At 54.6% G+C, this 20,069-nt stretch carries 24 protein-coding genes; all 24 read left to right on the forward strand.

The annotated features are described in order from the left end of the window. Window positions 1-21: 21 nt before the first annotated feature. Window positions 22-906: an SPFH domain-containing protein gene (locus FOY96_RS22555; protein WP_143347815.1), complete on the forward strand. Its 885-nt coding sequence runs from the start codon at window positions 22-24 to the stop codon at window positions 904-906. A gap of 113 nt (window positions 907-1,019) precedes the next feature. Next, on the forward strand, window positions 1,020-1,574 hold the full coding sequence (gene traV / locus FOY96_RS22560; protein ID WP_143347816.1) for a type IV conjugative transfer system lipoprotein TraV: 555 nt from the start codon (window positions 1,020-1,022) through the stop codon (window positions 1,572-1,574). Next, the gene (locus tag FOY96_RS22565) at window positions 1,571-1,825 is read left to right on the forward strand and encodes a hypothetical protein (protein ID WP_143347817.1); all 255 of its coding nucleotides are present in this window, start codon (window positions 1,571-1,573) and stop codon (window positions 1,823-1,825) included. Before traV ends, FOY96_RS22565 begins: the two co-directional genes overlap by 4 nt. Further along, a complete protein-coding gene (gene traC / locus FOY96_RS22570) occupies window positions 1,822-4,431 on the forward strand; it encodes a type IV secretion system protein TraC (protein ID WP_143347818.1) in 2,610 nt (869 codons plus the stop codon). The genes FOY96_RS22565 and traC overlap by 4 nt, the downstream gene beginning before the upstream one ends. Beyond that, entirely contained in the window at window positions 4,428-4,841 is a 414-nt protein-coding gene (trbI, locus tag FOY96_RS22575; protein WP_143347819.1) for a type-F conjugative transfer system protein TrbI, read from the forward strand. Before traC ends, trbI begins: the two co-directional genes overlap by 4 nt. Next, window positions 4,838-5,473 (forward strand): type-F conjugative transfer system protein TraW, encoded by a 636-nt coding sequence (gene traW, locus FOY96_RS22580; protein ID WP_032641283.1) that lies wholly within the window; start codon window positions 4,838-4,840, stop codon window positions 5,471-5,473. Before trbI ends, traW begins: the two co-directional genes overlap by 4 nt. Then, complete coding sequence (locus FOY96_RS22585) at window positions 5,470-5,862, forward strand: hypothetical protein (RefSeq protein WP_032638128.1); 393 nt, start codon at window positions 5,470-5,472, stop codon at window positions 5,860-5,862. The genes traW and FOY96_RS22585 overlap by 4 nt, the downstream gene beginning before the upstream one ends. A 77-nt stretch (window positions 5,863-5,939) precedes the next feature. Continuing rightward, complete coding sequence (locus tag FOY96_RS22590) at window positions 5,940-6,131, forward strand: hypothetical protein (protein WP_232939244.1); 192 nt, start codon at window positions 5,940-5,942, stop codon at window positions 6,129-6,131. Continuing rightward, window positions 6,122-6,667: a hypothetical protein gene (locus FOY96_RS22595; protein WP_050483635.1), complete on the forward strand. Its 546-nt coding sequence runs from the start codon at window positions 6,122-6,124 to the stop codon at window positions 6,665-6,667. The genes FOY96_RS22590 and FOY96_RS22595 overlap by 10 nt, the downstream gene beginning before the upstream one ends. 102 nt (window positions 6,668-6,769) lie before the next feature. Continuing rightward, window positions 6,770-6,985: a hypothetical protein gene (locus tag FOY96_RS22600; protein ID WP_032641288.1), complete on the forward strand. Its 216-nt coding sequence runs from the start codon at window positions 6,770-6,772 to the stop codon at window positions 6,983-6,985. A gap of 55 nt (window positions 6,986-7,040) precedes the next feature. Continuing rightward, window positions 7,041-7,364 carry a hypothetical protein gene (locus FOY96_RS22605; protein WP_032641290.1) on the forward strand — a complete coding sequence of 108 codons (324 nt, stop codon included), beginning with the start codon at window positions 7,041-7,043 and terminating at the stop codon, window positions 7,362-7,364. Continuing rightward, on the forward strand, window positions 7,361-8,359 hold the full coding sequence (gene traU / locus FOY96_RS22610) for a conjugal transfer pilus assembly protein TraU (protein WP_032641291.1): 999 nt from the start codon (window positions 7,361-7,363) through the stop codon (window positions 8,357-8,359). The genes FOY96_RS22605 and traU overlap by 4 nt, the downstream gene beginning before the upstream one ends. A 10-nt stretch (window positions 8,360-8,369) precedes the next feature. Next, on the forward strand, window positions 8,370-8,993 hold the full coding sequence (gene trbC / locus FOY96_RS22615; protein ID WP_143347820.1) for a type-F conjugative transfer system pilin assembly protein TrbC: 624 nt from the start codon (window positions 8,370-8,372) through the stop codon (window positions 8,991-8,993). After that, on the forward strand, window positions 8,990-10,852 hold the full coding sequence (gene traN / locus FOY96_RS22620) for a type-F conjugative transfer system mating-pair stabilization protein TraN (protein WP_143347821.1): 1,863 nt from the start codon (window positions 8,990-8,992) through the stop codon (window positions 10,850-10,852). Before trbC ends, traN begins: the two co-directional genes overlap by 4 nt. Next, the gene (traF, locus tag FOY96_RS22625; RefSeq protein WP_143347822.1) at window positions 10,849-11,631 is read left to right on the forward strand and encodes a type-F conjugative transfer system pilin assembly protein TraF; all 783 of its coding nucleotides are present in this window, start codon (window positions 10,849-10,851) and stop codon (window positions 11,629-11,631) included. Before traN ends, traF begins: the two co-directional genes overlap by 4 nt. Before the next feature lie 9 nt (window positions 11,632-11,640). Beyond that, the gene (locus FOY96_RS22630; RefSeq protein WP_143347823.1) at window positions 11,641-12,132 is read left to right on the forward strand and encodes a hypothetical protein; all 492 of its coding nucleotides are present in this window, start codon (window positions 11,641-11,643) and stop codon (window positions 12,130-12,132) included. Then, window positions 12,129-12,347 (forward strand): hypothetical protein, encoded by a 219-nt coding sequence (locus FOY96_RS22635; RefSeq protein ID WP_063154486.1) that lies wholly within the window; start codon window positions 12,129-12,131, stop codon window positions 12,345-12,347. Before FOY96_RS22630 ends, FOY96_RS22635 begins: the two co-directional genes overlap by 4 nt. Then, a complete protein-coding gene (gene trbB, locus FOY96_RS22640) occupies window positions 12,337-12,948 on the forward strand; it encodes an F-type conjugal transfer protein TrbB (protein ID WP_126349208.1) in 612 nt (203 codons plus the stop codon). Before FOY96_RS22635 ends, trbB begins: the two co-directional genes overlap by 11 nt. 17 nt (window positions 12,949-12,965) lie before the next feature. Further along, a complete protein-coding gene (locus FOY96_RS22645; protein ID WP_032641305.1) occupies window positions 12,966-13,229 on the forward strand; it encodes a hypothetical protein in 264 nt (87 codons plus the stop codon). A 45-nt stretch (window positions 13,230-13,274) separates the two neighbouring features. After that, window positions 13,275-14,639 carry a conjugal transfer pilus assembly protein TraH gene (gene traH / locus FOY96_RS22650; protein WP_126349207.1) on the forward strand — a complete coding sequence of 455 codons (1,365 nt, stop codon included), beginning with the start codon at window positions 13,275-13,277 and terminating at the stop codon, window positions 14,637-14,639. Beyond that, the gene (gene traG / locus FOY96_RS22655) at window positions 14,639-17,920 is read left to right on the forward strand and encodes a conjugal transfer mating-pair stabilization protein TraG (protein WP_143347824.1); all 3,282 of its coding nucleotides are present in this window, start codon (window positions 14,639-14,641) and stop codon (window positions 17,918-17,920) included. The genes traH and traG overlap by 1 nt, the downstream gene beginning before the upstream one ends. An 8-nt stretch (window positions 17,921-17,928) precedes the next feature. Next, complete coding sequence (locus FOY96_RS22660) at window positions 17,929-18,642, forward strand: hypothetical protein (RefSeq protein WP_143347825.1); 714 nt, start codon at window positions 17,929-17,931, stop codon at window positions 18,640-18,642. Between the two features lie 147 nt (window positions 18,643-18,789). After that, entirely contained in the window at window positions 18,790-19,521 is a 732-nt protein-coding gene (gene traT / locus FOY96_RS22665; protein WP_032641144.1) for a conjugal transfer complement resistance protein TraT, read from the forward strand. A 190-nt stretch (window positions 19,522-19,711) separates the two neighbouring features. Next, the gene (locus tag FOY96_RS22670) at window positions 19,712-20,023 is read left to right on the forward strand and encodes a hypothetical protein (RefSeq protein ID WP_143347826.1); all 312 of its coding nucleotides are present in this window, start codon (window positions 19,712-19,714) and stop codon (window positions 20,021-20,023) included. Window positions 20,024-20,069 lie beyond the last annotated feature (46 nt).

The raw sequence follows: 20,069 nt of genomic DNA on the forward strand, positions 1-20,069 counted from the left end.
ATCAATATCAATGGTGGCTATATGAGATACACAACCGATTCAGAAACAGGTCTTAACCCCCGCGGTCTTTTCCTCATTATGGGGGGAGCTATCGTCATCGCCAGCCTGCTTATTGCCTGGCTCTCATTTTACAGTATTAACGAAGGCGAAAGGGGAGTGCTGCTGCGAAACGGGCGTATTGTTAAAGTCGCTCAGCCCGGCCTGGGACTGAAATGGCCGATCATCGAAAGCGTGGAGAAAATAACCGTAAGGAATGAGGCCATGCTTTATGAAGGTATGAGCGCCTACAGCTTCGATCAGCAACCCGCAAAAATGACCGTATCCGTGAACTTCCATGTTCTGCCGACTGAAGTGGAACGCGTCTACAGTGGCTATCAGACGGTTGATAACATGAAAACGCGGCTGATTGCCCGGCAGATACCTACACAGCTGGAAAACGTTTTTGGACGATATACCGCAATAAGCGCGGTTCAGGACAGAGCGAAGCTGGTACAGGATATGCAGGCCGCGCTGCGGAAAAGTGTTGATGGACCGGTGGTGATTGATACCGTTCAGATTGAAAACATCGACTTCTCGCCGGCATATGAGAAATCCATTGAGGACAGAATGAAAGCTGAGGTGGCCATTGCCACACGGACGCAGAACCTCCAGACAGAGAAAATTCAGGCTCAGATAGCGGTCACTCAGGCTCAGGCCCAGGCAGACAGTAAACTGGCGGCAGCAAAGGCAGACGCTGAATCAATACGCCTTCGCGGAGCCGCAGAAGCTGAATCCATCCGCCAGCGCGGTGATGCACTTCGGGATAATCCCGGTCTGGTCAGTCTGACGACGGCTGAACGCTGGGATGGAAAGCTTCCGGCATCAATGATCCCCGGAGGTACCGTACCTTTCCTTTCGGTGAAGTAACCTCTGACATGCTGTGCAGCTAGTTTTCACTGTGCTTCAGTGCAACTGCAAATAATCGAAACTGAGTATTACCCCTCCCTGAATACCCCTTAAATTAAAACCGGAGTTACCCCATGAAAAATCTACTGGGTGCTGCACTGCTGTGCAGCGCACTGACCGGCTGCGCCGGTCTCAATTCTGATTTCGACTGCAACAAGACCGCGACCGACCAGTGCCTGACTACCGGTGAGGCCAACAAGCTGGCCGCTCAGGGTAAAAGTCTGGATGACCTGACGGCAGAGAAAACCGCAAAAAAGCCTGCGGGTGAAACCCTGCCGGCACTGCGCAATTCAGCACCGGTCGTGAATCCCTTCCGTCCTGTCTCCGCCGCAGCAACCGGAACCACTGCCGCTAAGCCTGCTGCACCGCGCCCCCTGACCACTGCGCCGGCGAAATCGTCAGGTTCGCTGGTCACGCCGCTGGACACGTCCAGTCATGCAGCCCCTGTGCCGGTTAACACGGCGGGCCGCGTTCCGGTTCAGCGTATTCCAGACGCCACGCAGCGCCTGTGGATTGCACCCTGGGTGGACACGGACGACAACTTTCATCAGCCGGCTGTGGTCGAGTTCGTGAAAAACAAATCCCACTGGGATGAAAGCTACCGCGTCATCGGGGAGGGAGGGGAATGAGCAGCCACTACATTTCCGGCAGGAACGGCGTCGAATATCTGGCGAAATCGTTAGCCCATTCACGGAAAGGAACGACGCAAATCACCGCCACACAGTCAGTCGATTCCGACGATGAAACGCTGGCCGTTTTGAGCGTGAGCCGTGACTGGCAGATTAAGACCGCCGGTGATACACCGTACACCGGCCAGATGAACGAAGAGAAGCTGCGTCGCCTGGAGTTGATCCGGGCCGCTGCGGAGGGCCGAAAATGAGTTTTGTCGACAGCCTGATGGATATGCTGAAAAACGGGAAAGAGGAAGACGGTGCAGCAACGGCCCGCAACAACCTTTCCCAGACCTGGGACTATCCGTCTCTGGTCGCTGCGCTGCCGTACCGGTATTACGACGACAAGAATGAAATTTTCGTCAATGCCGGCTCTGCGGGCTTCATTATGGAGGCCGCCCCGCTTCCTGGCGCGAACGAGCAGGTGATGGCCGCGCTCGATGACATGCTACGTAAGAAGCTTCCCCGCCAGACCCCTGTGACCGTCATTATGCTTGCCAGCAAGTGTGTCGGGGAACGCATCGATCGCGGCGTGAGTAACGACATGTGGAAAGGGGGGATGGCCGATCATCTCAATAAAATCACCCGCGCGTTCTGGCAGCGTTCCGCGCTGCACGGCCTGGCCAACGAACGGGAATACCCGCTCTACCTGCGTAACTACCGTATCTTTATTGTCTACGGTCAGCCCATTAAGCGCGCTTCCCAGGTGCAGCGGGTGATGGATGACCTGATTCAGATACGTAACACCATCCGCGTCTCACTGGGAGCCGCGCGCATCGACAGCATGAACACCGATGTGCACGCATTCCTGTCTGCGGTACGCGAGCAGATGAACTACCGTCAGGAACAGGTGCTGACGTCCTCCGGGGACTACAACGAGGATGAGAAGCTCAACCGCCAGGTGGTTGATCCCGGGATTGACCTGAAGGTGCATCCATCGCATATCCGGATGGAGCTGCCTGAAACCATTGACGCGCGCGGGACACGCCTGCCGGCATCGGCATGTCGCATCATCAACATGCAGCTTGCTAAAAATCCGCGTCGATTCGCGCTCTGGCAGGGGGCTGACAATCTGCAGAACCTGCGTTTTCCCGACCTCGGGATACCCTGTCCCTTTATGCTGACCTGGACGACGGCGCTGGAAGAACAGACCAAAAGTCAGAGCGAGGCTTTCCGTAAAGACCAGGACCTGTCTAAAAAGGCCAACTCAGCCTACGCTGCACTGTTCCCCAACACCAAAAAGGCTGCAGAGGAATGGCGGCGTACCCGAGAGCAGCTTCACAGTAATGAAATCGCGCTCTGCAATACCTACTTCAACCTGACCCTGTTCGCCCCGGATAACAATACCGAGGCACAGAAGTGTGAACTGGCCGCCGTCAACGTGTTCCGTAAGAACGAGCTGGAAATGGTGACGATACAGTACCAGCAGATGCGCAACTGGCTGGCCAGTTTCCCGTTCGTCATGCAGGAAGGGATGTGGGAAGACCTGAAGATGACGGGGGCAACGCTACGCTCCAAGTCATGGAACGCAGTGAGCCTGATGCCGGTCGTCGCCGAACGCCAGCTGTCCAACGTGGGTATGCCATTGCCGACCTACCGGAACCAGGTTGCATTCTACGACATGTTTGGTGAAGAGAACGGCAGTACCAACTTTAACATCGCCGTCACTGGCACGTCCGGGGCCGGTAAATCATTCCTGACGCAGGGCATTCTTCGTGACGTACTGAATGCCGGGGGATACGCCTGGGTTATCGACATGGGGGACAGCTACAAGAACTACTGTCACCAGGCCGGCGGGGTTTATCTCGATGGCTCTAAACTGCGCTTTAACCCGTTCGCCAACGTTAAGGACATTAATCATTCTGCGGAAGGGATTGTGCGCCTGCTGACGGTACTCGCCAGTCCGACGCAGCCGCTGGATGGCGTCTGTGAAGCGATCCTGCAGAAAGCGGTAATGGATGCGTGGGAGAAGAAGGCAAACAAAGCCCGTATCGACGACGTTCATAATTACCTGACCAATGAGGATGTGAACCAGGCGTTCGCAGACAAGCCGACCATCATCGCGCGCCTTGCTGAGCTGGCCATGTTGCTCGATACCTACTGCACCTGGGGGCCTGACGGAGAATACTTCAACGCCGACGCACCGACGCTCGATGGTGAAACCCGCTTCGCGGTGCTGGAGCTACTGAGCCTGGAAGACAAGCCGAAGCTGCTCTCGTCCATCCTGTTCTCGCTCATTCTGGCGATACAGGAAAAGATGTACCACAGCCCGCGCGACCTCAAAAAAGTCTGCATCATCGACGAGGCCTGGCGTTTGCTGGGTGGCTCCAACCCACACGCGGCAAGGTTTATCGAAACCGGCTACCGCACCGTGCGTCGTCACCGTGGGGCGTTTATCACCATCACCCAGGGCATCAAGGACTTCAGCGCCGGTAAGGAAGCAGAAGCCGCCTGGAACAACAGCTCCACCAAAATCACCCTCTTGCAGGATGCGAAGGCGTTTAAACAGTACCTTGCCGATAACCCGGATCAGTTCTCGGACATGGAAAAAGAAGTTATCCGTGGCTTCCAGCCAGCCCTGCAGACCGGCTACAGCTCCCTGCTGATAAACGCCGGTGAATACAGCTCCTTCCATCGCCTGTTCGTCGACCCCGTGACTCGTGCCATGTTCAGCTCGCGCGGCGAGGACTTTGCTTTCATGCAGAAAGCGCAGAAAGAAGCGGGGGCGACAGCGGAAGAGGCGGCGTATCTGCTGGCGGAGAAAAAATACGGTAGTGAACTTCGCGAACTTGAAGAGTGGGTGAAAGCAGCATGAGTGAACAACAGGACAAGCCGTATAACGGCGACACCGTCCGCGACGGTGTAACGATAGCCAGCAAGACATCCCGCTGGGTTAAAGCCAGCATGCTGGGGCTGGCGGGACTTCTGGTTATGACAGGCGTGGCATATGTGACGGCGAAAGCCGTCACCCCGGAGGTGGTGGTCTTCGACATGAAGGGGACTGTGGACCTCTTCATGCAGCAGTCCGCTCAGTTACAGCTCGATGAAAACAGGGCTAAATCGATGACCCAGCAGTTCAACGCGGCACTGACCGGCAGCCTGGATGCATGGCAGTCCTCACACAACGCCATCGTTCTGGTGAAGCCGGCGGTGATGAGCCCGCAGCGCGATATCACGAATGAAATTCGTGCTGATATTGCCCGACGCATCCAGGGGGGCCAGTGAAAAAACGACTGCAGCTGACGGCCATGATGCTGCTGATGCTTTCCGCCGGCAGCGGGGCGAAAGATCTCGGTACCTGGGGCAACGTCTTCGAGCCTGCAGAGCAGGACATGCTGGCGTTTATCCAGAATCGCCTGAAGGGAATGGAGCAGACGGGCGAGCTGGACCGCCTTCGCAAAGAGGCAACGGAAAGAGTGAAGGAGCATGCGGTGCGTCCGACACCGGTGGAAGGGCTCACGAAAGCGAAGGAATACCGCAGCTTTGCCTGGGACCCGACATTTACCGTGAAGGAAACGATCACAGACATGCAGGGCAACGTGATCGCCCGCAAGGGCGACACGGTCAATCCTCTGGATAAGGTGCCCTTCAGCCAGGTGCTCTTTTTTATCGACGGCGATGACAAGGAGCAGGTGAACTGGACCCGACAGCAGCTCGCCGGCCAGACCAGCGTGAAGGTCATCCTGGTGAACGGCAACATCAAAGAAACCAGTGATGCGCTGAATGAACGTATCTACTTCGACCAGTCTGGCGTACTGACCCGTAAATTCGGTTTTGAACACATCCCCGCGCGGATATCGCGCGACGGCCGCGTGATGAAAGTGGAAGAGATTCCGGTATCAGGAGCGAAAAAATGAGTGCAACAACGTTAGGTGACCTGTTTCCCGAAATGCGTCAGGCGGTCACATCCCATCGACGTTACGGCAGAAAACCACGCAAACCCGCTGAGATAACGCCGCGCATGGGAACAGCAGAACGACTGAAGACGCTTTACCCCGAAATTGACTCCTGGCATCCGGTACTGGTGACCAAAGCCTGGCTCCACTGGTGTGAGCAGAACCAGCAGGACAGCCGGGAGCCGTCTAGGCGTGATGAACGTTTCCCGGACTACATCATTCACCTCTTACTGGAGAACATGCGGGCCGAGGACAGCGCGAAACGTAAAAAGGGCCCGACGCTGTCACTTTCCGAGCGTCTCGACAGGTTGTTTGCAGGCGAAGGGCAGGAGAACGCCGAATGTCACTGATACACAATACCGCTGTGCCACCTGCGTCTCAGCTCATGACAGGCCACAATGCTGATACCAGGGGCTGCGACGAAACCGTGAAACAAATCAGTCAGCTGTACCCTGAAATCGCATCATGGCAACCGGCGTTGATCGCCGGTGCCTGGCATCAGTGGTGCGCGGAGAACCAGCGTCAGCCGATAGCGCCAGACGAACGTGATGAGGCGTTTCCCATGTACCTCGTCAGGCTTATCCGCAACAGAATGGAGGAGATGAACGCATGGCGTTAATCAGCTGCTTCACCGCCACTCAGGGGTTGCAGGGAGTGCTCACCTGTTTGCGCGATACCGAGGGCATGACCGGTATTCTGGTCGTCGTTGCACTACTCGCTGGCTGGATTGTTGTTCAGTACGTGGCATGTGCCCGACGTGAACGCCGGGCGTGGGAGAGCAGATCGGGAATCCCCGTCCCTCTCGTACAATTTGGCGGTGCCCGACATGCCGATGCGGTTCACGCCTTTGCTAACCGGGAATACTATCAGGTATTGCTCGCAGAGCTGGAAAAAGGCCTGACTGAGGCGGGCTATGCACTCACTCGCGATGAATCACTGCGCGTGACGATCCCAGAGGCCGACTGGCTACAAATTAGCCGCCGGATTATTCGGGCACGCCTGTGTTATACGGCACCGAGAGTCACTGAGGAGGCGATGCAGGACAGCGAAGATGCAGCAGTGAACGATGGTTACGCCGGCTCGTGGCTCAGATTACTCATACGTGGCAGTGAGCGCATTGGCTGGTACATCACCAGACCGGAAAACAGCCAGTGATTAACCGCGCTGCCCTTCAGGATGTTCGGTGCTCACTGCGTTGCGCTCCGCCTCAGCCTGAATGTCATCCCGGTTTCCGATTAACCCCGACCAGGTAACGCCATGAAAAAAGACCCTGATACTGAAAAGGGCCAGAATGTTACAGCCGTTCGTCATGATGAAAAATCGGCTTTACGGCTTAAGGCCATTCTTGCAGAAAATCCCCTTTATTATCCCTCAATAGTGTTAAGAGCTGGCTTGCTGGCTCTTGAGGATATGTCCAAAGACCAGCGGCTGGCATTCATCATGAAAGCGGCCGACAAAACCAAAAACTATTAATCCTGTTTTAAGCCCTCCCGCCGTCCGGTGGCTGCGGCACTCCCGGAGATCCCCCATGACTCACCCTGAATCTGTCAGGCCGGTGACGGTTACCCGTGACCGCAATGGCTTCTGGACGCACCCTCATTATTTTGCACCCGCCAGTGATGAGGCCACGCAGACTGAATTTGGCGACTGGATGCGCCGGCACAATCTGACCTGCGCCACCCGCTGGATGGAAAACGACGCGCCTCCCCAGGTGATTGCCGACTGGGAAAAGGGGAAACAAAACATCAGTGACTGGCTCCCTTCCGCGCCTCAGGGCGAAGGCTGGTTCATCGGCTCCATTCATGACACTGAGGACGGCCCGGTCTGTGTGTGGCTGCGGGAGGTGAAATGAAGCGTTTCTCATGGCTTGCCGGTGTGATGCTGATCCTGCTGTCCTGGATGCCAGCTCAGGCAACGGCCGCAGCCAGCAACGCGGGTGATGGCCGCTGGGTTAACCCGATAAGCGATGTCTGCTGGAAGTGTCTGTTTCCGATGACGCTCGGTAATATTCAGCTGGCCGCCGGTCCACAAAAGGATACCAACAACCCGGCTTCGCCGATCCAGATTTGTCCATATGGTGTGTTTTATCGTATCGGTCTGGCCATCGGGTTCTGGGAGCCAATGGCGATGGTGGACGTAACCCGTGAGCCTGGCGTCATGGTCAACATGGGCGGCTTTAAAATCGATCTTGGACGAACGGGAACGGGAACCGCAGGGCAGAGTGACCGGCCCGCTGCCGGCACGTTCTACCATGTTCACTGGTACAAATACCCGCTGATTTTCTGGCTGAACATCATCACCAGCCTGGGGTGTCTGCAGACCGGCGACATGGATATTGCCTATCTCTCCGAAGTTGATCCTCTCTGGAATGACAGCACCCTCTCGATGCTGATTAACCCCGAGGCAGCGCTGTTCGGCAACCTGATCGCTCAAGGGGCCTGTGCTGCTGACGCAGCTGCATCATCAGCTGGCCTTCCGCTGTCGCCGCTGTTCTGGTGCGCAGGTAGTCAGGGTTCTATCTACCCGCTAACAGGCTTTACCAGCGGTGAGTTTTCTCCGCTCGAGGCCTCTCTGCTGGTCGGAGAACGAATGGCCTTCAAGATGCATCGTGAGGGACTGGTATGGAACTCCGTGGGCGCGGACGTCGCCGTATGTAACCAGTATCCATCCCCGATCATCCCGAAAGAGCGATGGCGATACCAGATGGTAAACATGTACCCCGAACCGGGTAACTGCCATCCCTTCGGGGCCAGCACGCAGCTCTGGGGCACAACGCATAACTCTCCATCCTCCAAAAAGAACTTCGGCTACCTCTTCTGGCGCAAACGTAACTGCGTATTCCTTTAAGGACATGACAATGAAAAACGCTTATCTCCGGGCGCTGACGATCAGCGTCATGATTGCTTTCGCGCCGCTGGCCCTGGCGAGCGCCCAGACCGATATCTCCGTCTCCGACCATAGCTGGATCAAAGGTCAGCAGGATGCGCTGACAGCGATGAAGGAAGACCTGCAGGGGCATCCGGCGGCCGCACCCGTCTTACCGCAGCAGCAACTGGACCTGATTAACCGCCTGCAGGGCGATATCGCAGCCCAGACCAACAAGATGGGGGAAAAAGACACGTTCCCGGCTATTTACTTTGTGAGCCTCGGTATTCCACGTGAAGGTCTGCTGCCCATGCTGAAGGATGCCCGCCGTTACAACATTCCGCCAACGCTGCGCGGCCTGGTTAATAACGACATGCGACAGACCGCGGCGGCAATGTTTGAGCTGAGTAAGGAGGACAAGGACGCTGGCGTGCAAATCGATCCAACGTTGTTCACTCAGTACAACATCACCACGGTGCCCGCCCTGGTGGTGACCTGCACTGGCCACTATGACGTAATCAGGGGAAGTCTGCCCCTGCAGCAGGCTCTCGAAAAAGTAGCTGAAAGTGGTGATTGTGCGGCAACGGCACGCCATCTTCTGGAGGCCGGAAAATGAAAAAACTACTTTCAACGGTGCTGATGCTTTTTCCGCTTCTGGCTGGCGCAGCTGATCCTGCCTTTGAGGCGGGAGCGAGCTTTGGTAAAGGCAATGCTTCCGCCGGGACGGGAGCCCTGAAAAATCCGGATACCGTCACGGGGGCAATACCAGGCTATACCGCTAACCCACCGGAGAAAGGATATTACGGCGGCGTGGATGGCGGTGACGGTGGGCTGGCCAACAAAGGGCAGGCCGCTCTGCAGGGCAATGACGCAGCGCAGTCGGTTATCAACTCCGGAAAAACGAATCCGACGCCCGCCATCGACCCGAACGCACCTTTCATCACTATCGGTAAAAATGCGGAAGCTGGCGCTGACGGTGTGCTAAACGGGACCGCGAACCAGTGTAAGGAGGTCACGGTATCGAAAACCACCTTTGAAAATTACACCTGCGATAAAGATGTGGCCTCAGTTGAGGCCTGTACCCGCACAGCAGTGGCGGGCGGGCATGTAGAAAAAACAACTGAACAGAAGACCATCACAATTGATAAACCGATGTGGAACTGGACCTATGACAATGACAAACGCGTCTATTTCACGTTTACCTCCCCTTATTCAGGACCGGTTATCAGTGCTTCGCTGGCCATACATTTCAACGATAAGAATATGTATTACCAGTTAACCTGGTGGGGTGTTGATCAAGAGTCAGTTGCCAAAAGAGACAACTCGTGGGTTCTTCCTGGTGCTGCAGGTGCAGTGCTGGCAGAGGGACAGCCTTCACCGCAAGGTGTGATACTCAATAAAAACTGTCTTAATGGAAACCAGGGGCGATGCAGAGAATACGCAAGAAAAACCTATGACTGGCTGAACAGTGGTGAGGCCACCATGACCGTAACATTGACCATGATCGCGACAACAGAGAAGTGGGTTCCGGAAGTTAACTGGTCCTCTTCCTGTGGCCTGGATATGTCGAAGGCGCAAAAAACCACGTCAACATGCACCTCTCCGGGCGGAAATAAAACCATTGTTAACAATGGCCAGAGCTATGACGTTTATAGCGACTGCTGGGAGTACACCGATAACTATGTCGTACCGTCAGACTCCAAGGGAACCTGCGGAACGCTGATGACGAATCCGTCCTGTACGGCGGCAGGAACAACCTGCACCGAGTCGACCGACGGGCAGTGTACCCATATGAGCTACACCTACCAGTGTCAGACCACTCATCAGTCTGGCGGCCTGGTTTGCGGCGGCGACTACATCTGTAAGTCAGGCGAGTGTGACGACACCAATGGTGCCGGAAGCAGCGGTTTTGATACGGCTGTGGCCAAACTGGCAGGTCTTGCCTCGGCGGCTGAAGATGCAAAAGACGCCAGCAGTACCATTGAAGTTAAAGCCTTCACGGGGAAAGCCATGCGCTGCCGTAAGGCCTTTGCCGGTTTCTCTAACTGCTGCAAAGACTCTGGCTGGGGACAAAGTGCCGGACTGGCCTCATGTGATGATGAAGAAAAGGCTATAGGGAAGGCGAAGGCGAAGAAAATTACCGTCAGCGTCGGCGAGCGGTGCGATCGCAAGGTGCTGGGTGCCTGCATCCAGAAAAGTCAGGTCTACTGCGTCTTTGACGGCAAGCTTGCCCGCATCATTCAGGAGCAGGGGCGTCGCGACCAGCTGGGCGTTAAGTTCGGCAGCGGCGACAGTCCGAACTGTCGGGGGATCACCGTCCCGGAGCTGCAGAGTATCGACTTCGACAAAATCAACTTCTCTGACTTCTACGAGGATTTGATGAAGAACCAGAAAATCCCCGATACCAGCACGCAGGTCCAGCAGATTAAGGAGCGTATCGCCGCGCAGGTGAATCAGCAGGGAGGTGGTAAATGAAGCGTGTCCTCTGTGGCCTGCTTATGGCGCTGACGAGCCATACGGTGATGGCCGAGGAGATTGTGACCCCGGCAGAGCCGTTCACCGGCTGGTCCTGGTACAACGAGCCGAAAAAGCCGCCGGAGCAGTCCAGAAAGCCACAACAGCCTGCACCGCAGGCCATTCCGGATCTCAGCAAAATGTCCCCTATGGAACAGGCCCGGGTGCTGAAAGGGTACACACAGGAGGCGCTTAACCGCGCCATCCTGTTTCCCTCCCGGGAAAACACGGCGACGTTCCTGCGCTGGCAGAAATTCTGGACCGATCGGGCATCGATGTTCAGCCAGTCCTTTGCGGCTGCGCAGCTGAGCCACCCGGACCTCGACTACAACCTGGAGTATCCGCACTACAACAGCATGGCGCCGTTTATGCAGACCCGCGACCAGCAGACGCGGCAGAGCGCCGTGGAGCAGCTGGCGCAGCAGTACGGTCTGTTCTACTTCTACCGGGGCAGTGACCCGATTGACGTGCAGATGGCCGGCGTGGTGGCGGACTTTGCGAAAACCAACGGGATTTCGCTTATACCGGTATCGGTTGATGGCCAGGTGGCAGCCTCCCTGCCGCAGAGCCGTCCGGATACGGGGCAGTCCCAGTCGATGAATATTACGCACTTCCCGGCGCTCTACCTTGTTGACCCCCGGAGCAAGAATTATCGCGCGCTGTCATACGGCTTCATGACGCAGGATGACCTGTCTAAGCGATTCCTGAACGTGGCCACCGGCTTTAAACCCAATTCCTGAGAGATTCTTATGACAAAAACACTTTTCACCCTCATCCGCGATGCAGGGCGGGTCGCCATGTATTCCTTAGTCTTTGGCCCGGCACTGGTGCTGTATGTGTTTGTGATGCTGGCTGTATCAGACGGCTCACTTTCCCGGCAATTCCTGACGACCTTTCATGACCTGACTGACGGTGCGCCTGCCGGCAAGGTCATGGGGTGTGTTAATGAAAATGTGATGGCAGGACGCTTCTTGCCACCTGAACCCGGAGAGTCATTAAAGCCTGTGCCTCCTGCCTTAGCGAAAGCACCGCCTGAAGTGTTGTGTCGGCGTGGCCCTGTGGACAGCGATTCGTGGACGCGTGCGACAGATGCAACATTGCTCAACACCTGGCTTCTCTCGGTGATGTTTGGCTTTGGTGTGTGGTTTGTATTCCGAGGCCTGAACCTTGCCGCCCGAAAGAAAATTTCACCAGACACGCATTCGGTTCTGGCACGGCAAAACAAGGAGACACACGAATGAAACCCGCTATTCTCGCAGGACTGATTTTCTGGGGCACGATGGCGCGCGTACTGAGCGAACTGATGACCTGGTCGGTTGAGCATACGCAGCAGGGGCTCTTATGGCTGTGCAATGGGATGTGGGCTGGTGCGGCTGGCATGGTGGTGTATGCCGTGTATCGCTGGTTCCGTTACGAAAGAGGGCAAGCGCATAAGGAAGCCGATCATGAACATTAAAACCGGACTCATTGCGCTCCTGTTATCCCTGCCCCTGCTGGCGAACGCCGGTGCGCGTGAGGAGTTAATGGCGCTTGAAGCATCCAAAACGGCCTCATCTGCAGACGCTGCAGCCATCACCGCTTCCACTATTCCTGTACCCGCGCCAGCAAGCCTGATGGCGCTGCCGGACGGACGTCGGGCTAACATGAAAGATTATGCCGTGGTGCTCTTTATGCAGGCGCACTGCCAGTACAGCGCTAAATTTGACCCGCTGCTGAAGGGCTGGGCCGATGAACATGCCATCAGGGTGTACCCGTACAGCCTTGACGGCGGCGGGGACGTTTCTTACCCGACCCCGATGATTCCGCGTAAGACGGACCCTAACTCTCCCATCGCAGATGAGATTGTCACCTTCTTCGGAAACGGTTTGCCAATTGCGACACCGACGGCCTTTATGGTCAACGTCAACACCCTGAAAGCCTATCCACTCACCCAGGGCGTGATGGACATCCCGGCACTTGAGAGCCGTATGGCCAGCCTGATTCAGGCTGACATGGATAACGTTGATCCAAAAATGCTGCCGCCAATGCCGGCAAGCGCGCAGGTCACCCCTCAGTAATACAAACGGACTACAAAATGACGACAAATACGTATGCGTTATCGCGTACCGAGCGCGTGTGGCTGTTATTCAGCGTGACGCTGCTTGTGTCCGCAGCGTTCTATGGGGTGCTGGCTCACCGGGTGGTCAGCGTTATGGATCGCCCTGAACTGACAACCTGTCTGCAGGACTTTCCGGTGCTCCTGCTTATCTCGCTGAGCATCGGATTCTTTTTTACCGTCACCGGGCTGTACGTCTGCCGGCAGACCCTGGCCAGGAAACCCCGGGAGGAGATTGCATGACGCTTATCAGACTGAGGACGCTTACACAAGTTGTGGAGGTGCCAAATGATTAAGGCGCTTATTACGGCAGGGGCCGTGTTCTTCTCAGGCCTGGCTGCTCTGCCTGCCCAGGCGGACGTCAACGGCGATCTGAACGGTTTCTTCAATAATCTGGGCTACAGCGGCAACGTTACTCAGGCACAGGCCTGGCAGGGACAGGCGGCCGGTTATTTTACCGGTGGCTCCGTTTACCTGCGAAATCCCGTCAAAAACGTCCAGTTGATCTCGATGCAGCTGCCTTCTCTGAACGCCGGCTGCGGCGGTATAGACGCCTATCTCGGGTCGTTCAGTATGATCAGCGGCGAGGAAATCCAGCGATTCGTGAAGCAAATCATGAGCAACGCAGCTGGCTATGCATTCGACCTGGCCCTGCAGACGATGGTACCGGAGCTGAAGCAGGCAAAAGACTTCCTGCAGAAGCTGGCCAGTGATGTTAACTCCATGAACATGAGTTCGTGTCAGGCCGCTCAGGGCATTATCGGCGGGCTGTGGCCCGTGACACAGGTCTCGCAGCAGAAAATCTGCCAGGACATCGCCGGTGAAACCAATATGTTTTCCGACTGGGCGGCTTCCAGGCAGGGTTGTACCGTCGGAGGACAGGGCGACAAAGTCACGGCTAAGGCCGGGGATGATGAGAAGGATCAGGTGCTGAAGAACAAAAACCTTATCTGGGACACCCTCAGTAAGAATGGTCTTCTCGGCAACGACCGCGCGCTGAAGGAGCTGGTTATGAGTACCGTTGGCTCCATCATTTTCAACAAGAATGGTGATGTGACAATTCTGACGCCACTGGTCGATAACCGCGACCTGATTAAAGTCCTGATGCGCGGCGGAACAGCGAAAGTCTACGGATGTGACGAATCCGATCTCTGTCTGGGACCTGTCGTGACCAATCTGACCATTTCCGAGTCGAACGCTCTGGTCACGTTGGTTAAAAACCTGATGCTCTCGATGCAGAACAAGCTGGTCGACGATACTGCGCTGACCGATCAGGAAAAAGGCTTTGTGAACACCACTTCTGTGCCGGTACTGAAGTACCTGACTAACGCCCAGAGCATGGGTCAGAGTGCAACATATCTGATACAGGTAGCTGACTTCATCGCACAGGACCTGATGATTCAGTACCTCCAGGAGCTGGTAAAACAGGCAAGTCTGTCGCTGGCTGGCAAGAACTTCCCTGAAGAGGCTGCCGCCAAACTACGCGACAACATCATTCATGCGCAAGGACTCCTCGCAGACATGAAGTTGCAGTCTGCTGCTGATCAGAACGCGCTGGACGGTATCGACCGCAACATGCAGTACCTGCAGCAGCAGGTGTCCACCATTGTTTCAGGCTCCTATCAAAGCAACTATCACTGGGGTGATCGCTGATGCTTGAGATATACACCATTTATGGCGGGGGGATGTGGAAAACGGCGCTGGACGCCGTTGTCACCCTTGTCGGTCAGAATACTTTCCACACCTTAATGCGTATTGCCGGCACCTTTGGGGTGCTGGCCGTACTGCTTACTTTCATCAAACAACGTAACCCAATGCTTTTCGTCCAGTGGCTGGCGGTCTTCATGATCCTGACATCCATCCTGCTGATACCGAAACGCTCAGTGCAGGTTATTGACCTCTCTGACCCGGGTACGGTCTGGGTCACCGATAACGTACCGGTTGGCCTGGCGGCTATTGCGTCTCTTACGACCAGTATCGGGTACAAGATGGCGTCGGTTTACGACATGCTTATGGCCAGACCCGACTCAGTGACCTATAGCAAAACCGGGATGCTTTTTGGCTCGCAGATTGTGGCGGAAACCAGTGACTTCACGACGCAAAATCCGGAGCTGGCGCAGATGCTGCCGGACTACGTGGAAAACTGTGTGATCGGCGACATTCTTCTGAATGGAAAATACACCATTAATCAGCTGCTCAATTCTACTGACCCGCTGACGTTGATAACCAGTAACCCAAGCCCGCTGCGGGGAATCTTTAAGATGACCTCCACCTCGCGTCAGTTCCTGACCTGCCAGCAGGCCGCAACGGAGATCCAGAAGCTTGCCAATACTGACGTTAACCCGGGCAGTGCGACGTTCACCTGGCTGACGAGAAAGGTCTTTGGCAACAAGCTGAATGGTGCGTCGCTTCTGGCCAACTCAATGGGGGACAGTTATGGGTTCTTCTATGCCGGTGGTATGACTGCTGCGCAGATCATGAAGAACAACATCACGAACAGTGCAGTACGGCAAGGGATAAAGGGCTTTGCCGCTCGCTCATCAGACACGGCTAACCTGCTTAATCTGGCCACCGAGAACGCTGCAACAAAACAGCGTCTTGCCTGGGCTGCAGGCAATGAGCTGGCGACCCGCACGCTGCCGTTTGCACAGTCTCTGCTGATGCTTATCCTGGTGTGCCTGTTCCCGCTGATGATTGCGCTGGCCGCATCAAACCACACGCTTTTTGGCCTGAACACCCTGAAAATATACGTTTCCGGGTTTATCTATTTCCAGATGTGGCCGGTGATGTTCGCCATTCTTAACTATGCCGCCAACTACTGGCTGCAGAGCCAGTCCGGGGGTACGCCCCTGGTGCTGGCCAACAAGGATGTGGTTGCGCTGCAGCATTCGGACGTGGCGAATCTGGCAGGGTATTTGTCCCTTTCCATTCCGGTGCTGTCGTTCTATCTGACCAAAGGTGCTGCGGCGATGGGCTCTCAGGTGGCAGGGAGTGTACTCAGCTCGGGCGCCTTCACGTCAGCAGGTGTGGCCGCGACCACAGCCGACGGAAACTGGTCATTTAACAACATGTCGATGGACAATGTCAGCCAGAACAAGATGGATACCAACCTGATGCAGCGTCAGGGTCAGCAAACCTGGCAGGCGGATAACGGCTCCACGCAGACTCAGACGGCCGGTGGCCATACGGTTATCGACGGCTCGGGTGCAATGTCGAACCTGCCGGTGAACATGAAGCTCAGCCAGCTGGCCAGCAGTGGATTCCAGGAGTCCGCCCGTCAGTCGCAGGTACAGGCGCAGACTGCACTCGATGGCTACAACCACAGCGTTACCAGTGGCTGGTCACAGCTCTCTCAGCTTTCTAATCAGACCGGTACCAGCGACAGCCTGATCAAAGGCAGTGAAAACAGCCAGGCCACTAATGCAACACGCGGTGCTGGCATGATGTTGTCTGCCGCTGAAAGTTATGCGAAAGCAAACAACATCTCGACGCAGGAAGCCTATAACAAACTGATGGATATCAGTAATCAGGGATCAGTATCTGCAGGTGTTAAAGGTACTGCTGGGGCAGGCGTCAATTTAGGTGTTGTTAAATTTGGTGCTGAAGGAAGTGTTTCTGGCGATTTGCGGCACTCGACGGGCAGTTCAAGAGGCGTTCAGGACTCGGGCTCCCAAACACAAGATTCGCGACATGATCAGAACAGCCAGGCAGTTAATGACTTCCGCCAGGGTATGGATATGGTTAAAAGCAGCCGTATCACTGATGGTGCGAATCATTCCGAAAATGCTGCAAGCAGTAATGTTCAGCAGCTGGCCGCAACACTCAATGATGCTGAAAGCAAGTACCATCAGTACACCACCAGTTCTACACAGAGTAGCGAGTTCAGTCGGATGGCCACCGTTGCGCAGAATCAGAGCGCAAGCCTCGATACGAACTATACGCAGGAGTTTGTGGACTGGGCGGCTAATAAATACGGTGATAAGGCTCAGTCCATGCTGACAAGTGCGCCGTCGGCGCGAGAAGCAGCGATGGAATTCGTAAATGAACGTCTCAAACCTGAAATTATGGGGGATTATCAGCAGGGTCGTTCAGATCTTACCAGCGGCCAGGAGCATGCAGCATTCAGTGGTGAGCATATTGTTCAGCCAGCGCGTGGCAGTCAGCAGGTATCAGGTTCATCTGGTCATGATGCTGGAGTCAGTTACAGTGCTCAGTATGGCGGTGCTCGTAGCTCGGGAAGTGTTAGCAGTACCCAGCCTTACGAAACGACTCAGGGCGCTGAATATGGAGGCCAGCAGGGTGAGAATTATTCTGCCAGAACAGACGATTCTGTTTCGCCGGGTATTGAGCATTCAACTGTTCATCAGGGGCAAGCAGCCGGACAGAGAAGCAGTTCGGGTAATATCACCTCGTCGGCAGGGATGGTTGATGCCGGTGGACGCACTACTGCAGATGAAAGGACCGGTCACATTGCAGAATCGCACCCGGAGTTCCATCATTCAGGAGCCATTAGGGAGAAAGGAAACACGTATGGCCAGGAGAGTGAAATTACTCATAGCCGTTCAGGAATTAATGTTGGCGGCGAAAAAGTACGTGGTGATGCTATGCAGGAGTCCTTCAAAGAAAATCAGGCTAAGTTGCATGAACATTCTACTCAGGGTTTTGGTCCCCAGAATGAATTACAGCGCAGAGTGGCGGAACAAAGATCTGAAAATGAGCATAAAATCAACGAATCTGCTGGAGAAATTGATAAAAAACAATCCACTGTTCAGGCATCCAGTGATATCCTGAAAGGAGAGAATTTAAACGCAACCGGTAATTTCAAAATTCAACGAAAAGAAGCCGAGATTGACCAGCAGACGCCAGTTATAGACAGTGCTGAAAAAAGGAAGTTAGAAGAGCAGTTGCTGGAATTGAGGAAAAGAGCCGGCTAGGAGGATAAATGCTAAAGGCTAATCTATGCAGAATTTCGTACATTCCTGTATTTAGTATATATGCTGCTATTCCACTCATTCATGATGTAATACCTAACCATAACGGGTATTACAGCGAGGATTGGATCGCATTGGCAGGGATGTACGCGTTAGGCACATTGATATCCTTACCATTGTTCTATCTTCTTAAAAAAGCGGATAAGAGCGGCAGTGGTGTTTCAATTGCCTCGCTCTTTCCACGCTTGCTTGCTTCAATTTTAGCGCAAGTAATATGTCTCTATTTCCTCTGGGAAAATTCAGTATATCTTTATCTGTCGATGTCCACAGTTATGGTTCTTTCCGCCGTTTTATTTGGGGCTGGAAGGAAGGGGTTAAACCTCTTGATGGATAAAGATACAGGCAATGTCTATGAAATACGCGGGAGTAAAGCGTATAGACTCTCAGATGAAATGGCCGCCAGATATCAAACAAGTATGTCTGGCAAGGGAATAGCATTGGCTGAGTTTTCATCGAGCCAATATTCAGGGCTAGACACAAATTCATCTGTTCTACCTATCAATTTCGGTGCGAGTCATACGGATATCAGTCAAGGGATTGCTATAAATCCTTCGTCAGGAATGCCAATGGTTGGTGGCATTTCTGGCCTTGATATACACGGAAACAGTTGGGGAACAAACTTCAACGAACCTTCAAATACGTATGACCCTAACCGGGGATACTGAGAGTAAGGGGGCATTGGCCCCCTTAATTTTTGTAGTAATCTAAGTAAGCCATCTATTTAACCTAAATTCCCTTTCAAATCAGCCGATAACGTCTCTGTTAGCTATATCTCGCTAACGGGGACGTTTTTCTATGCACAGGATGAATTCATGAAATTAAAACAATTAGCCGTTGTTGGTCTGATCGCGTCTACTCTCGCTCTGTCTGGTTGTGGTGCCATGTCCACAGCGGTGAAGAAACGTAACCTCGATGTCAAAACCCAGATGAGTGAAACCATCTGGCTGGAGCCATCATCAGAGAAGACTGTTTATTTGCAGATCCGTAATACCTCTGACAAGGATATGTCTGGTCTGCAGGCACAGATTACAAATGAACTGGCCGCGAAAGGTTACCGCGTCTCCAGCTCTCCGGACACGGCCTACTACTGGATTCAGGCAAACGTGCTGAAAGCCGAGAAAATGGATCTACGTGATGCCCAGGGCTTCCTTAAGACCGGGTATGAAGGTGCGGCAATGGGTGCGGCACTGGGCGCGGGTATTACGGCGTATAACTCGTCGTCTGCTGGCGCAACGCTGGGTGTAGGGCTGGCCACCGGGCTGATTGGTATGGCTGCTGATGCAATGGTCGAAGACGTTAACTACACGATGGTGACCGATCTGCAAATCTCCGAGCGCAGCAAAGCTGCCGTCACTACCGACAATATTGCCGCCCTGAAACAGGGCACGTCAGGTATTAAGCTGCAGACCAGCACGGAGCAGGGCAACCGTGCTAAATACCAGACTCGCGTGGTATCCAACGCCAACAAGGTGAACCTCAAGTTTGAAGAGGCAAAACCTGTCCTGGAAGCACAGCTGGCCAAGTCCATCGCTGGCATCATGTAATACCCGCGGCTGCGGCGATCGTCGCAGCCGTTCTCCCTCACAGCTGATTTTTAACCGTGCTCATTCCGGGCAGGGTGCGTCGGTGCTTTCTGTCAGTTACCAGTAATTACGCTTCCTCGCATGACTGCGCCTGGCGCAGCCCTGTCTGCGGCGAGCGTTGCGTCCTTAATTTCAAAGGAGTTTGTCCATCATGATGCATCAGATAAATGAACGTGCAGATTACTCAGCTGAATTCTGGTCGCTTATCCATCTGGAAAGTGAGCTGATGTTAGCGAGGGCTTATATGAATGTATTTGGTTCACTTCCTGAGGGGCAGGGAATGACCATCATTGCTGGCTGGGCTGGCTATGAATTCACTCTATATGGTCTGGAGCCCCAGGAGTGGCATTCACCGGTTTATAAGGATGTGGCCTCCTCAGTCCGTTCTGTGGCTGCATACATTAATGCACAGGACTGGGAGGACGGATGTCAGCAGGCCAGATATGAACTGAGTCTGATGTAATAACCCGACGTTTTCCCACTCGCGCTATCACGTAATTCATCACCCT

It is taken from the genome of Enterobacter asburiae, from assembly GCF_007035645.1.
GTDB classification, from domain to species: domain Bacteria; phylum Pseudomonadota; class Gammaproteobacteria; order Enterobacterales; family Enterobacteriaceae; genus Enterobacter; species Enterobacter asburiae_B.